The sequence below is a fragment of the Wolbachia endosymbiont (group A) of Barypeithes pellucidus genome (assembly GCF_964030885.1).
GTDB lineage: Bacteria > Pseudomonadota > Alphaproteobacteria > Rickettsiales > Anaplasmataceae > Wolbachia.
Map to the genome: position 1 here is coordinate 1,249,199 of NZ_OZ034985.1, position 16,757 is coordinate 1,265,955.

Annotated in this window: 8 protein-coding genes; 1 reads left to right on the top strand and 7 read right to left on the bottom strand. The window is 35.5% G+C overall.

Annotation, left to right across the window (positions count from 1 at the left end; translation table 11 throughout):
- Positions 1-118: 118 nt before the first annotated feature.
- The 7 genes from ACQH1X_RS06400 to ACQH1X_RS06430 all read right to left on the bottom strand — a co-directional run bounded on the left by ACQH1X_RS06400 (position 119) and on the right by ACQH1X_RS06430 (position 14,637).
- Positions 119-751, bottom strand: coding sequence for a WD_0853 family protein (locus tag ACQH1X_RS06400; protein ID WP_425386041.1), 633 nt, complete (start codon positions 749-751; stop codon positions 119-121).
- Between the two features lie 2 nt (positions 752-753).
- Positions 754-3,951 carry a type IV secretion system protein gene (locus tag ACQH1X_RS06405; protein WP_425386042.1) on the bottom strand — a complete coding sequence of 1,066 codons (3,198 nt, stop codon included), beginning with the start codon at positions 3,949-3,951 and terminating at the stop codon, positions 754-756.
- Between the two features lie 90 nt (positions 3,952-4,041).
- Complete coding sequence (locus ACQH1X_RS06410) at positions 4,042-7,014, bottom strand: type IV secretion system protein (protein WP_425386043.1); 2,973 nt, start codon at positions 7,012-7,014, stop codon at positions 4,042-4,044.
- Positions 7,011-9,410: a type IV secretion system protein gene (locus ACQH1X_RS06415; protein WP_425386044.1), complete on the bottom strand. Its 2,400-nt coding sequence runs from the start codon at positions 9,408-9,410 to the stop codon at positions 7,011-7,013. Before ACQH1X_RS06415 ends, ACQH1X_RS06410 begins: the two co-directional genes overlap by 4 nt.
- Positions 9,411-9,419: 9 nt before the next feature.
- Positions 9,420-11,933, bottom strand: coding sequence for a type IV secretion system protein (locus tag ACQH1X_RS06420; protein WP_425386045.1), 2,514 nt, complete (start codon positions 11,931-11,933; stop codon positions 9,420-9,422).
- Complete coding sequence (locus tag ACQH1X_RS06425; protein WP_425386046.1) at positions 11,926-14,331, bottom strand: VirB4 family type IV secretion/conjugal transfer ATPase; 2,406 nt, start codon at positions 14,329-14,331, stop codon at positions 11,926-11,928. Before ACQH1X_RS06425 ends, ACQH1X_RS06420 begins: the two co-directional genes overlap by 8 nt.
- Before the next feature lie 9 nt (positions 14,332-14,340).
- Positions 14,341-14,637: a type IV secretion system protein VirB3 gene (locus ACQH1X_RS06430; protein WP_007548615.1), complete on the bottom strand. Its 297-nt coding sequence runs from the start codon at positions 14,635-14,637 to the stop codon at positions 14,341-14,343.
- A 116-nt stretch (positions 14,638-14,753) separates the two neighbouring features.
- Here ACQH1X_RS06430 and lysS point away from each other — a divergent pair, with 116 nt between their 5' ends.
- Positions 14,754-16,475, top strand: coding sequence for a lysine--tRNA ligase (gene lysS, locus ACQH1X_RS06435; protein ID WP_425386047.1), 1,722 nt, complete (start codon positions 14,754-14,756; stop codon positions 16,473-16,475).
- The last annotated feature ends 282 nt before the right edge of the window (positions 16,476-16,757 follow it).

Consider the following 16,757-nt stretch of genomic DNA (forward strand, 5'->3'; position numbering starts at 1 on the left):
TTAAATAAGCTCCAAAATAATTAATTATTTATACTATATGATTAATGTCAATATGGCTTTAGCAGTTTAATAGAGAGAAGCTATCGAGCCGCTTGTAAGAAAAACACAAACACAAGACTCATCCGTTATCTTTTTCTGATTTGTCTGCTGCATTAATTGCTTGACCAATCTCATCTTGTAAATCATCATGATCGTTTTCTTCATCATGATTTAGCCCTTCAATTCTGCTTTCTAACTCTAACTTAATTATAGTATTGATTTTATCTATATTATCAAGAAAGCCTTTACATTCTTCTTCACTATACTCTTCACCAGATGCCTTTTTTTCGATAAATAGACTTTTAAACTCTGCTAGATCAGAATTCTGATCGGTATTTAGTACAACATTTCTCTCTATGAAGCTAAGATCCGACAGCAGTAAGCTAACCTCCAACAGATCTTCACTTTTCACGCTTTTAAGGTCTTCAAGGCTTTCTAAAATACTAAACACCTTAAGCCTTTCTTGTGCAATCTCTTTGTCTTCCTTATCAAATTCAGACAATAAACTATGATTATCTACAAATTTCTCACTCAAAGCTTTATTTAACCTAGTGAGGTCGATATTGTTGTCCGGTGTGTTATCTAATAGTAGATCTACTCTCGCCCTACGCGCATTTAAAATGTCGTCGTAGTCATTTAACTTTATGTTGCCATCATCGTCTTGCTGCAATTTATAATAATCAAGGCCTTTGAAATTTTTATTAGTCTTCATCTTCAATCCTCTTCTCCTTTTGCATCTGGTTTCCTCATTGGTTCCGGTAATTTCCTTTTGACCGGTTGATCAAGCTTATCTTTTTCTGGTTCTCTCTTACGGCCGATAGTGTAATCATGAAGCTTCTCTAAGAAATCTCGCCTATATTCTTTTGCTCTATAGAGTAGGGTATGATCATAGCCATGCTTTCCTATAGAGTCAAGGCCATGCTCCCAAGTAAATTTCATAGCATCTTCTATTGTGTAGCCCAAATGTGATCCTACATATCCTTTATAATAATCTAAATATTTACCGATCCTTCTGTGCGTAATATCTTCTTTATCAACTCCAAACGCCCTGTAGATTTTTTCCTCGAGCTTATCAACATCATTTTCAGGTGATGTCACAAATTTTGTTGCTTCAATAGTAGCATCTACAAATTTACGTGGCACATCAATAGCGTATTTCAGCACTCCTCCAACTCTTGGTATCCTGCCCAGTAGATTAGCTGTACCTCCGGCTAATCTATCCGGTAAATGAGTAGCCCAACTGCCTAAAGACTCTAACCCTCCACCAATTTTATCTTGTACCTGTTGTTTTAATCCCTGCATTAAACCAGTTACAGGTGATGCTGCGTACATGCTGGATATATTGTAAACGCTGAATCCACCACTAGCTATACTTGAGCCCATTTGTTGTACGAACTCGCGTAAGGAGAACATTAAAAATGAAAGCAAGAATAACACAAAGATTTCCCCTGCATTGATTAAATAACCTCTCTGTATGTCTTGCACCCTTTGGTAATCGCTATTTTCTTGATAATTTTTGCAATCCTCACAATCTTTACATTTCTGACAGTATTCACTGTTGGGATCCTTATATAAATCATGAAGTTTCAGTATTCTACAACCTTGTTTTTCTACTACTCTCTGCACTAAAGACTTCATCTCTCTTTTGAGATCTGGTCTTATGATACCATTTCTATAATCATTCATCATCTCCCGATAATTGCTGCATTTCTCATCTACTGACCTGCAGTAAAATTCTCTTATTTTACTGTCTATATCTATTTCTCTATTTATACTATTAATCAGCAATAAGATATCAGCCTTTTCTGATGCATGAGATAAACTATTTGTTAAGCGTACTAGATCTTTTGCACTACAGCCATTACTAACTACCATATCACTTTCTGCAATATAGTGGTCTGCTGGATTCTTTTTAGTACCAGGAATTGGATTAAAGAAAGGATAATCTATATAACGAAACCCTTTTATACGTTCACCATTTTTATCTTTAGGGTAATCCGGTGGAAGCGGGATATATCCAGCGCCACCAGTAAATTTTATTGTACCACCTTCTCTGCTTATCTTTTCTATACCTTCTATGTTTTTATCTACGTTCAGCGGAGAAGCTTCTCCAAGAGTGTAAGGTACAAAAATTTGCCCTGGAGTCCAACCAAAGTACTGCTTATCAACGATACAAAAACCGCCAAACACCCATTTTGGAGCACATAACTTTACCTCAAACCATTTATTGTAGCATACAGTAAAACCTAGTTGTCTATAAAAGGTGTTCATTATAATTGAAGCCAGCAATGACAGCAGGGTAAATATCATAATCGACTGTAAACAAAAACTGATGCAAAATTTTATCCAACCTTCAAATAGACTTTTCAGCGGTGAAAATAAAATAGAAATTAGAAACAGTGGCATGATAGCTATAAGAAAAGCTATACCCATAAAGCCAGAAAGAAATATTATGTAAGCATACAAGCACAACAAGAAGTATAGCACAATCCCTATGAAAATTGCTGGTATCATAAGGAGGCTTGCCCACATTTGGTAATGTAAAAACGCTGCAAACTTTTTCCAAACAGAATAAGCAAAAAACTTATTGAACATGTCCTCCATGAAGCTAAACAACTTAGCTTCATCTCCTTGAGCAATACTTCCGGTGTTCATGTTGGGAGCAAAGTTAGTAATTACACTTATCAATTGTTCAAGACCTTTAACGAATAAAACAAGAAAATGATCATAGAAAAATCTAAAACTTCCAGGAGATATAAGCACTATTACTAGAGTGATTTTCATCATTCTGATGAGCATATCATGCTTAGTTTCTCGTATCATGCCAAAAAGATAAAGAAGCGATGAAATCATTACAAATAGAACAAGCAAGGAAAGAACAAAATTGTGAAAGCTCGTACTTTTTTCAGCTATATTTTCGAACATAGCTTGTGCAACTGCAGGATCATTGCTATTAAAATGTTCTTTGCAATTTTCGTTAATCAATAATACACATTTTAGATAGTTATAAATGTAATCAAAAAACCCAAAACTACTTGGCTGCTGCACTCCACTTAAGAACTCAAAAGAGTAGCCACCTGCATTATCTAAGTAATATCTATCTAATATTTTTACATATATTTTCCATCCCTTTTTTAATTTCACCGGGTTACAATTTCTGTCTTTTAATTTAGTGCTATCTCTGTCTAAAGTAAAAAGACCGCTCCCATTTTCTGCCACGGAGTTGTAACCTAGATGTACAGTAGGATATTGAGGATCGCGCATTAACTTTAGATTTTCGTTAGGATCATCTTTCCCCGTTTTAAACAAAAGATAAGCACCATGACCATTGGTAAACCAACATGGAGCACCACGTGATACTGTATTTGCGCTATCATCTTCATTAATGCACTTGCAATTTACAGTGCAACTTGCATTAGGATTACTTGAAAATTTTTCTATGCTAGGTTTATAATCATTACAAACTAAGTGAAAGTTAGGTAGACTATTATCGCCTGACTTGCCTTCAAATTTAGTTGCATATTTTAACTGCTCCAAGCTTTGTAAGTTATAACTGCCTTTTTTAGATTCCTTCTTGTTATTATTACTCCAAGACGTCCATGCGCCATTAACTCGCACTTCTAAACTATCTCCATTGGTTTCGAGTCCGGTATCCTTCCACTTCACCACTTGGTTATGGTGAAAACCATAATTAATTTCGCCAGTTTCAGGGTCAATGACTTCTCCATCTTCTGGAATAAACTCATTGTGGTCGCTTGAAAAATGGGCGCTTACTGCAATAGGTTCAGGACCAAAATAGTCAGCAGATATGCACCTTGGAAAAGGCATATCGCTCTTACTACAACCTGTGATCAGCACATAAGCTGCAAGAAGTAATACCCTAAACCAACATTTGCCTAAGCGTGATTGCATATCTAAACTTTTTCCAAATACAGAAATAAATTTCTAAAACTTTACTTAAAATATCTTTTTAATTAGTTACTCCATAACATCATTCATATCTTACTCCTCTCCATTCTTGTTTTTAGCTTCATGATCACTAGAATTACTTCTTATTATTTCATCAGGAATTTCTTGCTTGCCTGATTGTTTTTTAGGCCTATCAGAATCATCACCCGTTGTTCTATCAGAACTTCCTTTAGAATCTTCTTTTTTGTTTGATTGATTTGGTGTATCAGGCAATCTAGCCTCAATTTTTCCCCGATCTTTACTCATTTTCTGCTTGATACTCTGTATCATACTTTGGGTCTTATCATCAAGGCCAACGGTTGACAGTATAGCTTGTGATGCGCTACCGGCAACTTTGCTAACACTTTGAGCAACCCCAAAACCAGAGCCGAATAGTGCTTGCGCCATAGTTTCTGATATAGAAACAAAAGCTTCCATTGCATTAGCAATAATTAAGTACATAAATGCTTGGATCAGATCTATGGGCAACGCTGCAAAGTGCCCATCAGCCCTTTCTCCGGTACTTAATGCAACATCAACATTAGTGCCAGGACTGTATCCAAGAGGCAGTATTGATTTCATCAAGCATAGATCATACGATAAGAAATTTACGCTAATTAAACATTGATAGCATGCAGAAAAATTTGTGAGATTGTATAGAACTGAATACATCAACTGATTTAAAAGAGATAAAGATGAAAATAAAATAACTGGTTGTACTGCAACGTGAGCCAGCGTTTTTATCCAGTTATCAAATAAGGGTTTAGTCTGTTGAAATAAAATAAACACGATAAACAAAGGTGTTAATGACAGTAAAAACGCTACTAGAACAGTAGATATTACATATTTAAACGTAGCGCTAATAATGCATTTTAAAAACGCAAAAGTAGCGTAGAGTATTGCCAAAAATGCAATAAAGCCAAAAGGACCAGAGAGCATCAACGATAAAAACTTTAACCAAGTTTCTGCTGTGAATAATACTCCTGCTGTTAAGTCTAAGAATGCAAATTTCTCCTCCCCTTCCCCTATATAGCCAGAAAAGCTATTAACTAAATAAGTGCTACCATTTACAAAAAGTCTGGATAAAGTTGTACCAAAAAGTTCCCAGCTTCTATCGCTAAAGGCAAAAGCTATAAATGCTATCTTGAACATTCTTACAATGAAATCAAATTTACTTAGCTGTATTGTTCCAAGCATATAGCCAACGACAGTAAATATAACGTATAGAGTAAGCAAAGCTCTTACTCCTTGAAGAAAACCTCTTGCATATCCTTTGTATGAATCTTCAACGCTGTCACCAATTACTTCTTTTTTCATAAAACCAAATATCTCGTTTATATTTGATGAAATAAAATCATTAATTTTTCTTTTGACAAATAAAGTTACACTATACTTATTGTTTTCGTAATATTTGCCATTTTTGTCCGTAATGTCATCTTTCTCTACGTTGCTTACATCAATACCAAAATATATCTTCTTAGATTCTTTGTTCTGAAAGTGTTTTCCGCTTATTACATCTAATATGGTGTACTCATCTTTTCCGTCCACTCTTTCTCTTACCACTTTGAAATCATTAGTTCCTACACCATGCAAATCTTTAGGTGGGTTATCACCCAAATACACATACAGTTTTTCGCCATTAATATATTCACATGATCTAGTCACTTTAACATGGTACCCACCCCTATTAGCTTCATAGTGACCATAATCTGCTATAGCAAGCATCACACTACTACCAAGTGTTACACTTCCTATTGGATAGTCATGATTTAACCTCAGAGAAAAATCTCCAAATTCATCTTTAATTTGTGAACACACATTATCCCCTTTTGCACCCTTTTCCTCTGGAAGACATTGAATACCTTTAGCAGCATCATGATTATCAAGATCACCAATTTTTGCAACAAGAGCCTCAGCCCATGAGATATCTTCTTCAGTGTTTGATGTAAAATCAACGTTAATCTGCATGGGACCCCTTTTATTTTCTTCTATCCTCTTAAGCTTATCTTCAACTTCTTTAAGGTGAGAATACATGTCACATTTATTTCCTTTATCATATTTGCTATACCTTATAGAAGAGACACAGTTCCGTTCTTTGTCTTTATATGTATAATTCCATATACCCTTCTCGGTATAGCACACGTTCTGATAGTAACAATTAAGCTCATAAGAGCTGTACTTTTTCACCTCGTTAGAATCGCAGTTTTTTCCATCACATAATTCGTTCAATCCTATTTTAGCGCGGCGTAAATCGAGTAGCGAGCCATATATCCATGGTTCGTTGTCTTGAATATAACCTTTATTAAAATGTACCTTATTATCATATGGGGTATACCCATTGCCAACTAGCACTTTGCTTTCCTTTGCTTTTGTTTTATCAAGAGGTAAAAATTTTATTTTATTTCTCTTTCCATCCTTGCCCTCACAAAAAAATTCTTTTTTCTCGCTAACATTCAATATTTCCCTTGCTGGCACTTTTTCACCTCCTTCTTCAGCTCTATAACAATTGTCATCAAAACTGATGCCTTTCCCTCCTGGATTGTCATAATCAATTGTTATTTTTCTGGGAACTAAGCTAAAGCTTAACTTATCACCAGGACTTACTTTTATTCCAGTGTCTACATAACGTCTATTGCTGCCAAATCCTTTACCGCCGCACAATTCGTTTTCATTTACGCCTTTTTCATCAACGCCATAATTATTAGGCACATCGTTAATATTTGCAGCTTTACTATAATTTGGTTCTGAGCCATCAGCACAAAAGCTAGCTGGCACAAGTACTTTCCTTGGATTTTTACCTTCTTTAAAAGGGCAAAAATTTACTGATCCATCGAGGGTGAATTTGATTTCCTCACCCTTGCTAATTACTTGACCAGAATCAACCCAATGAATTTTATCGGCTTTATGAACTGGAACGTCCACATTAACGCTAGTGTTTCTGCTCTGCAACCCAGGCTCAACACAATCCATAGTACAACCAGTGATTGCAAGACACAGTATCAATAATAGTGATCTTTTACTTATCATTGCTGTCTTCCTGGTTGTGGTATCAGAGGCGTTGACCTTTGAGTCCCTTGTGGTATTTGAGGTCTTGACGCACCTGACTGTTGAGAAGCACCTCCTCCTCTTCTTTGAACGCTTTGTTCGTCTAACCCTACTGTTCCCATTAAGCTTTGTTGATACTGTCTTCCAGGTTCGCTTGCTACATAAACATTAAACAACGAGTCAGATATTGTCGAAGAAGCTTCAACTAAAGCTTTCATAGCGTGTCCCAAAATAACAAAAGCCATCATAGCGGTAATATTAGGTGTATACTTGGAAGCATAACCATAGAAGATACAAGGGTTAAAAATCTTTAGGTTAATACTAAGTATACACGTAGAGCAGACTTCAAAATCAAATACTGAATATATGATATAATCCATAACTTGACTTATCAGTGATATAAAAATTAAAAGCACTACTGGATGAATCGCAAATCTTGCTAAATTTTTAACCCAGTTTTGAAACATCTGCCTAGTATATGCAAATAAAAGACAAATAATAAAAATAGGTGCTAAAGAAAGTAATAACGCAACTATTGCTATAGATGTAATAAAAGAAAATAAGGCGTTGAAAATAGATAAGCTCACTGTGATTAAACCCCAAATCACCAAGCAAAAAGATACAATGCCCAAAGGGCCAGAAAATATAAGAGACACTATTAACAATACTGAATGCGATGACAAGAACCTATTGAGCGGCAAATCAAGAAACTCAAAAACATTTGAAGTAGTGCCTCTAAAATTTGCTATTTCTATTAGTTGTTTTGGAGTGTTAATAAGCATAGAGAATGCATTGTTATAAAAAAAGTTCCAGCTATTATCCTGCAACAGCTGGGCGATGATTCCTATCTTTACGCATACAATTAAAAATTCATATATAGAAATATGAGTTAATCCAAAAAAGTAGTAAAGGGTATATAAGGTTATGTATAATACTAACAGCGATATTATCGTGGATCTAATGGTATTTGTTCTGCTTGATTTTATAAAACTTTCGTAAAGAGACTTTACAGGACTAGTATCAGAATGAATTGCGTTAGAGTCTTTATAACTAGAACCAAAAAATGCAGTTTTCACTTTTTCATCAAAGAAATTATATATTGCACTAAAAGTTCTTGTAGGTGGCTCTTTAGTTGTGAGGTTAATGCTAAACTGACCTTCATTTTTGTAATCGCAGCCATGGTCTCTTATTCCGTAATATATGGTACCTGTTTTGTCTTTTAACTTTTCTTTTAAGCTTTCCATGTATTGAACGTCATGAACTTTGCTAATATCTACGGGTATATCTCCCTTGGTTTCGTCAGGCTTATGGTCAGGAAGTTTGTCAGAGACGCTTATATACAAACTATTCTCCAGACTGTGGTTCTTCCCTACTCTTATGTTGAAACCACCTTTGTCATTTTTATTACCTAACTTAAAAGTTAACCTTGGTACTGGATGCTCTTTTCTTACCTTGTGATCATAATTAGTATATGTACCACCATATTGCGAATATTCAAAACTCTTATCATCCATATCAACTCTTAAGTATGGAACATCAGTTTTGACCTGTGCATCCTTTAAAATATTACCAATAATCTCAGCATCTACAAACTTACCACCAGAACTATTTAAAGCGCTAGTAATAGAATTAAACAATTCATATTCTGTAGTATTATATTCAACATGAACGCAATTCCCTCCTCCTGTGTTAGGACTATAAAACTTACATATACGCCCACAGACAAGATTCAAAATGTGTGTATCTATTTTGCTTTTCTGACTACTTGAAAGCGAGCTGCAGTCTATATCTTTTCCTTGTCGTTTTATAGAGTTAATAATATTTTCAATTTCCTTTTTTCTTTCATCTTGATCTAACTTCGAAAAATCTGAATCCCAGTACTCTCTTCCACTCAACCATTGCGCATCGCCTATTATATATTTATTAGGACATATCCCATCCTTGCCACCTTGGCATTTCTCTTGATTTAAAACATGTGCAAAATGTTCCGTTTCTTGCTCGCTGCACTTTTCATCAATTTTTACATACCTGATTTTTGTCTCACTCTCTTTATCTTTACACACTTTACTTCCAATCACACTAAAGCTTATCGTATCGCCTTTTTTAAGTGCAAATGGTAATGTTACGTCATTTCTCCCAGGTCGAATTGCAAAATCTGCATACTGCATAGGACAAAAATTAATCTTGCTAGGCACTATATTAATCTCTGTTACTCCTATTCCACCTGAAATATTAACACCGGAATCAACCCACTTCTGCTCTGTTGACACTATATCTAGTTTTTCACGCAAACCTGATAAATTTTCTGGCTTAATACAGTGATCCTCCCCGCAGCCTGACAGAAAAAAAAACGGTATTATCAGCAAAAACTTTAGCATAAATCCAACTTATTCAGTGCTTTTGTTAACACTCTCGGAGCTACTAGGACCAGAACCTCGAGATTGACTCTTGTCTCCACTACTCAACTTCTTAGCAGCAGCACCAGCAACTCCAGCAACTCCCCCAGCAGCAGCTTTGGCAGCGGATAAAGCTTTGCCCACCATTTGTCCAGGTGTATGACCTGAGCCAAGTGCTGCTCTATGGTTACCAGCAAGTTCGGCAGCCATGTTAGGAAGAATGTTTAAAAAATGGTAAAAGAGGAATAATACTAAACACAATTTTAATAATTCTCCGATGAGAGAGCTGCCAAATTCCATGTATGTAAAATCAAATAGACCAAGTATAGTGCTCTTTTTAAAGCTGTAGTTTTGCATCATACACGCTAGAGTAGTTTTATTGTTATTACATTCTCCATCTCTTAACTTAAACCATTGTTTTTTACTACCACCCGAGGCTTTTATTTTCTCCTCATATTCCTTGTCCGGCTCAAAGTTCAAATTTTTATAATAGATTTTATCACATGCTATGAACATAAAGGACAAAAACGCAAAAAGGATAACCGGGTATAAGCTATAGGTGATTAATTCTCTTACCCAGCCATCAAAATATCCTTTGGTGTGTTGGAATAAAACCATAGGAATAAACAAAGGTGATAAAATGATGATTACACTTAAAGCAACTAGAGATAAAATAAATACATAGCACAGCCACAAAATAACCATCATCATCAGAACGGCCATAAATATACAGACAAGAGCTACTAAAATTTGTCCACCAGCGAAAATAATACCAATCACCGAACCTGCAGCTAACAAAACAGGAGCAGCACCAAGCAAGACCGCTAACGTTGCAACACCTCCAGTACCAATTTTGCCACCAATTCCATCTAAAGGGGCACCTAAATAAAATAAAATTCTACAATCAAGCCTATCCCAAGGTGCAAGATAACTGTAAGATACCTTCTTTCCTGCACGGTCGTATTTATAATCCTCTGCTTTGTAGTTACATATACCTTTACTTTCAGATGAAGCTTTGAGCACTATTTCTGACAAACCATTTGAGAGACGAGTTAATTCTCCATAATAATGAGACATGGTACTGCCTGTTGTGAAGTAAATCACTAAAGCGAATTTAATAATCAACATGTACATTTCTTGTGGGCTGCGCACTCCACCAGACATGGCTTTTATAGAGAACAGTATTAAAGCTAAAACCAAAACAGCAGTGACAGTGTTTTTCAACCTCTTTTGTGCTACAGACAAGAAACTGCCCTTGTTATGTCCATTTTGATCCTTAAGTGGGCTGCCACTTGAATCAATACCTGCAACTAAATTATCTAACGATTCCTTAATGCATTGCACTATCATAGAAGTTACGGGAATAGGAGCTAATGATTTACTTCCAGCCTGGTTATAACAAGCTTCAGAAACATACGAGCTAAAACAACTGGCATTATCATAACCTGCAAAAATTTTTCCTTCTTTTTCCTTATTTCTTATAGTAGTTTTATAATCATCATTATTACCAATAGGAACTTCTTCCTTTCCTGTACCATCTTTATTTTTGAATATCATCACAGATTTTTCACACATAGGAGCAAGTGGGTCAGGTGGCAATTCCGTGCACCCCATATCAACCCCTTGCGGCCAAGGAGTCATTTCGATACCAAGCATTCTCACACTTGCTAACTCCACACACAATCTGCCCATTTTTTTTACTGCTTTGAATGTTGATCCATGTATAGTTTTGCTCTGTCCAGCTTTAAGCACTTCACATTTCAGCTCGCCATCAACCCTCGGGGACCATGACCCACCTTCATATCCAGTGTCCTTCTCTCTAACATTAAAGTCTATATCACCAAAAAGATTACCAAACGTTAAGGGGTTTCGATGACATACTTCTATATATTCACTGTATTGCACACCGTTTTTTGGCCAGTAATAACTCTCTGTACTCTCCTGAACGTTAGAATTTAAGGCTTCTTTTTCTGCTCTTTTCCCGTCATAATCTTTTTTGTTCACGTCTTCCCGAGCTTTATCTTGCAAACAAGAAAAATATTCATCTTCTGTTTGGTAATTTTCATTGGTGCAGCCACTATAACCTGTGTCTTCTAATTTAAAATTTTTGTATTTTCCATCATGATCACGTGCAACTGGGTGTTTAACAAAACTATGTTCACAAACAACAAGCCCACCTATGGCTTTCCAGACTCCAACGATTGCAGCTATCATTCCAACAATAACAAAAGCAGTAAACAAACCAGCAGAAGAAACGATCAAAACAATGCCAGTAAATATTGCACCAACAGCAATCGCTATTCCAGCAAGTGCTGCAGCTGTTTTAAAAGCTCCACAATCAGGATTAGAGGCACGGCTAAAGCTGCCAGTAGAGTTAAATCTACTAACAAATTTCGTCCTGTCATTACCACTTACTTCATCTGCAAGTACTGGATATGAGAGTAAAAAATCTATATTTAATAAGAATATTGCGATTAGCAATAATGACAGCTTAGTTTTAAACATTTTTTACCTTCTGATAAAATATAGGTAACCATATTTTTGGGTTGTCCCCAACTTCATTTAATATATCGTGTAACAATAGAACACTTTCTGCACGTCCGGATAATACGTTGATTATATCATCTAAGTCTTTTAAGTCTATTCTAGCTACTACAGCATTAACTCCTTGTTTCACCAAAAAGAATCTAGTACTTGGATCTGTGTGCTTAATTAATATATATTCACGTTCAGTTAACATAAAAACATCCCGATAGACACTAGTAGCTTTCAGATTTGGTAAAAAAATCTGTGTCGCTGTTTGTTGTACAAGCGTATCGCTAATAGCACTTTTGCTTGCATCCTCAACACTCTGAGTAGCAAAAATCACAAAAGCATTTAGTTTTCTCAGTACCTTCAACCAGTCTTTTATCTTGGGTGCAAAAACTGGATTATCTATTAATGCCCATGCCTCATCAAGAACGATAATAGATGGAGTGCCATCAAGAGATATACTAATCTTATGAAATAAATAAATCAAGACCGGTCCAAGAGCAACGGGATCTTTGAGCAAGCTAGCCATCTCAAAACCAAATATTCTTGCTCGTGAAAAATCTAGCAAATCTTCTTTATTATCAAATATTGCAGCATGAGAACCATTATCATGCCACATAGATATTGCCCCAGCTAGAGTATCAGGACCTGCAAGCCCTAAAAACGGTACGAGGTTTCTCAAGAACCTGTCTTCTTTTCTTAATTTAAAATTCCCTTCAATTGCATCATTAATTCGTGCAATATCTTCTGAAGTAAATTTATCATTATATACCGAAATTAAAGACTTTATCCACTCCATTAAAAATGTTCTATTATCAGAGGTGTCATCAAGTTGCAAAGGGTTAAAATTTGTTTTAGTTCTTGGTTCTATTATAGTATAGATACCACTAAGTGCTCTTAAGAAAATCTCTGCACCGCGATCTTTATCAAAAAAGAATATCCTTGGAGAAAACTTCATCGCTTGGGCACACAAGAAATTCATTAAAACAGTTTTACCAGCGCCGGTTGGGCCAATTATCATAGTGTGTCCAACATCCCTTATATGAAAGTTGAAAAAAAATGGAGTACCAGATGTCGTGTCAAAAACTGTAACGGCATCTCCCCAGTGGTTATTGAATTTATTGCCAGTAGGATAATTATGTTGAGATGCAAATCCAGCCAAATTAAGACTACTTATTGTAGCTTTTCTCACTATATAATCGAAATTACCAGGAATTTGCGCCCAAAATGCTGGTTCAAGATTAACTCTCTCACGGATAGGGTAAACACCGCAATTAGAAAGCTCAGACTCTACCAACGACAGAGCGTTATCCAATGATTTAGGACTTTTTTCTATACATAAAATAGTCAGGTGATGTTGACCAAACGCAATCTTACCACTCATTGCGTCATCAAGCGCTTGAGAAATTTCTGCTATTTGAGAAATAGCTTTATCTGCAGACTGTATCATTCGATTTTGCTGTATCTGCATTTTTCCAATCGCCATTTGCCTGTTTATAAATTGAAAAGATTGTGTAATTATAAACTCGTAAGGAAGTTGTAAAAATGAATCAAGCATTCCTGCAGAAGTATGATTTCCATATTCTTTGATACTAATTATTCCAGCATATTTACTCTCATTATGAGTCACAACCTGTATCATCTTACGGCCAAAGAATAACCTATGTACTGGTAAGTATCTTGATATTTCAGTTCTTAGCGGAAAAAGCGTATTTGTAACAAAGCCACAATTTACAATTCTAGATAGAAACTCCATTATTTCACAGAACAAACCATCTGGAGTTTCTTTTACTCCAAGAATTTTAGGCGAATAATTTCTAAGGCTTGTCACTACACGATTTGTCGTTTCTTCTAAATCTTCATACGTGGCACGCATATCACTTTCCCAAGCATGTTTTGAAGTTACATGTCCGAATTTTTTTAGTAGATATGACAAAAATTCTACTCCTTTTGTGTCCGCTCTACGGATAATCGTAATGTATAGGTCATTAATAAATGATTGCCTTGTTGCGTGTTTTTCTCTCCATTTTAAATTTACGTGATTAGCGAAAAAATTCGGCAAACCTTGACTTGCAAATTCATCAGAAAAAATATTTTTTTTACGTCTGATGGTATAAAAATACAAACTAAATGCCGGAGATGAAATGCTTCTGAGCATCTGATTCCTGATATTATTTTGTATTACTAAATCCTCGTCATCGGCGGTTTCAAATGCAAAGCCACTTAATTTTATAACCTTAACCAACCAATTTTCTTTTGTCATCAAGGTTGTGCTATTCCAATAGCAAGAATAAGGAATAAATTCAGCAGCGTGAACTTCCCTGCTCAGAGTAGACTTATTCTTTGATTGAATAGCCCTAAACCTCAGCATCACACAACATTAAGCAATATCATAAGAATTGGCTCCATGATAAAAACGATTTAAACATTTCGAGCACTTTCCTAATTTTACCATAAATAATTCAATAAACAACGGTTCTTTTGCAGAAGCTATATAGCCAAGTCCATGTATACCTGGTAACATTAAGAGAATCACTCGCAAATCATTTGAATTAATGAAAATTAGCATGCAAATCAGGACGTTTAATATTGCAAACATATAACTCACACCAAAGAGCATTGCAGGTCTTGTAAGACCTTTAAATAATTGATCTGTTTGTATACTACCTGTGGACATATCTTTAACCTTCTAATAATAGCTCTAACACTAATACTATACCATTATATTAAAAATCCATTGAAACTAGTAGCACTTTAAGTTAAGATACATTGATTAATAATTTAACCCAGATAATGACAAGTTGGCCATTTCAAGAAGCAGAAAAAATATTGCAAGAGTTTCCTAATAAAAAAGAAATAATATTTGAAACTGGTTATGGACCCTCTGGTTTACCCCACATAGGAACCTTTGGAGAGGTTTTCCGCACTACAGTTGTTGTAAATGCATTAAAAAAAATAGCTCCTGGTATAAAAACCAAAATCATTGCAGTTTCAGATGATATGGATGGTTTGCGAAAAATACCAGATAATGTGCCAAATCAAGAGATGCTAAGAGAGCACTTAAATAAACCATTGACTATGATACCTGATCCATTTGGGATTCATGAAAGTTATGGTCATCACATGAATGCGTTACTATGTAAATTCCTTGATTTATTTGAATTTGAATACGAGTTCAGGAGTGCAACAGAGTGTTATAAGTCTGGCGTTTACGATGAAAAACTTTTACTCTTGCTGAAAAATTATGATAAAGTGATGGACGTAATGCTTCCATCATTTCGGGAAGAAAGACAGCAGACTTATAGTCCATTCTTGCCAATATGCCCAAAAACTTCTCAAGTTTTACAAGTTCCAGTAATTGAAACAAATACAGATAAAGGAACAATCACATATGAAGACCCAAACGGGGAAAAAATAGAAGTTCCAGTGACAAAAGGAAAATGTAAACTGCAATGGAAACCTGATTGGGGCATGAGGTGGGCTGCATTTGGAGTAAATTACGAAGCTCATGGAAAAGATTTAACTCCATCTGCTGTGCTTTCAAGTCAAATATGTGAAATACTTGGAGAAAAACCACCACTTCTGTTTTGCTATGAACTTTTCCTTGATAAAGAAGGAAAGAAGATATCAAAATCAAAAGGAAATGGTATTTCGATTGAAGAGTGGCTAACTTACGCACCAACAGAGAGCTTAGCATTGTACATTTTTCAGAGTCCTAAAAAAGCTAAACGTTTATATTTTGATGTGATACCAAAATCAACTGATGAGTATCTAGAGTTTGTTAAGCGTTATAATGAGAATAAAGAAAAGGATACAGACAGTAGACTTACTGCAGAATCGCCTATAATTTCAGAATCATTTGTTACCTCAGAGGCTTCTGTTATCCCAGACCTCTCTACTGTCATCCGAGTAGCGGACACTGGGATCCAGGAAGAAAAAATATGGATTCCAGTGTCAAGCACTGCTGACCGAGGTGCTAATTTTTCACTAGAACAACGATTAGACAATCCTGCATGGCATATCCACCAGGGCAAAGTTCCAAATATAGATACTTCAGGCATAAATTTCTCGCTACTTTTAAACCTAGCAGCAGCTTGTAACGCCGAAAACAAAGAGATCCTATGGGGTTTTATATCCTCTTATGCACCAAACGTTACACCAGAAAATAATAAAATGCTTGATAGACTTTCAGACTTTGCAGTAAAGTATTACCACGATTTTATCAAACCAACAAAATCATATAAAACTCTAAATGCAAAAGAGAAAGAAGCGTTACTAGATTTGAAGGACACTTTACATTCTCTATCTATAACTGCTACTGCTGAAGAAATTCAATCTCAGGTATTTTCTATTGGAAAAAAATATGATTACACCAACTTACGTGATTGGTTTCAGCTATTATATGAAACGTTACTTGGCCAAAAAACCGGCCCAAGAATGGGATCCTTCATAAAGCTTTATGGAATAGATAATACGATTTCTCTCATAGAAAGCGCTACTAAATGTATACTTTAGAGTTTACCTTCTTTCATTTGAGCTCTTTAGTTTTAATAAGAATTCCTTGACACATTTTGCCAGTCCCCTTATCACTACTCCGCCAACAATGTTGCAAAAAACATAAAACTAGAGAAAACTATTTCTCGAAAACTTCTGTGTCCAAAAACAAGAGTTCCATTTATTTATAGCGCTAATAATCAATTAACCATCAGCTTCAATGAATGATATGAACATATTATTTCAAGGAAAGATAATGGGAAATAAGAGATTAGCTATACGGATTAGTTGTAGCCATGAGCC

Coding starts and splice junctions, on each gene's coding strand:
- ACQH1X_RS06400 (WP_425386041.1), bottom strand. CDS start 751: ATGAAGACTAATAAAAATTTCAAAGGCCTTGATTATTATAAATTGCAG.
- ACQH1X_RS06405 (WP_425386042.1), bottom strand. CDS start 3,951: ATGCAATCACGCTTAGGCAAATGTTGGTTTAGGGTATTACTTCTTGCA.
- ACQH1X_RS06410 (WP_425386043.1), bottom strand. CDS start 7,014: ATGATAAGTAAAAGATCACTATTATTGATACTGTGTCTTGCAATCACT.
- ACQH1X_RS06415 (WP_425386044.1), bottom strand. CDS start 9,410: ATGCTAAAGTTTTTGCTGATAATACCGTTTTTTTTTCTGTCAGGCTGC.
- ACQH1X_RS06420 (WP_425386045.1), bottom strand. CDS start 11,933: ATGTTTAAAACTAAGCTGTCATTATTGCTAATCGCAATATTCTTATTA.
- ACQH1X_RS06425 (WP_425386046.1), bottom strand. CDS start 14,331: ATGCTGAGGTTTAGGGCTATTCAATCAAAGAATAAGTCTACTCTGAGC.
- ACQH1X_RS06430 (WP_007548615.1), bottom strand. CDS start 14,637: ATGTCCACAGGTAGTATACAAACAGATCAATTATTTAAAGGTCTTACA.
- lysS (WP_425386047.1), top strand. CDS start 14,754: ATGACAAGTTGGCCATTTCAAGAAGCAGAAAAAATATTGCAAGAGTTT.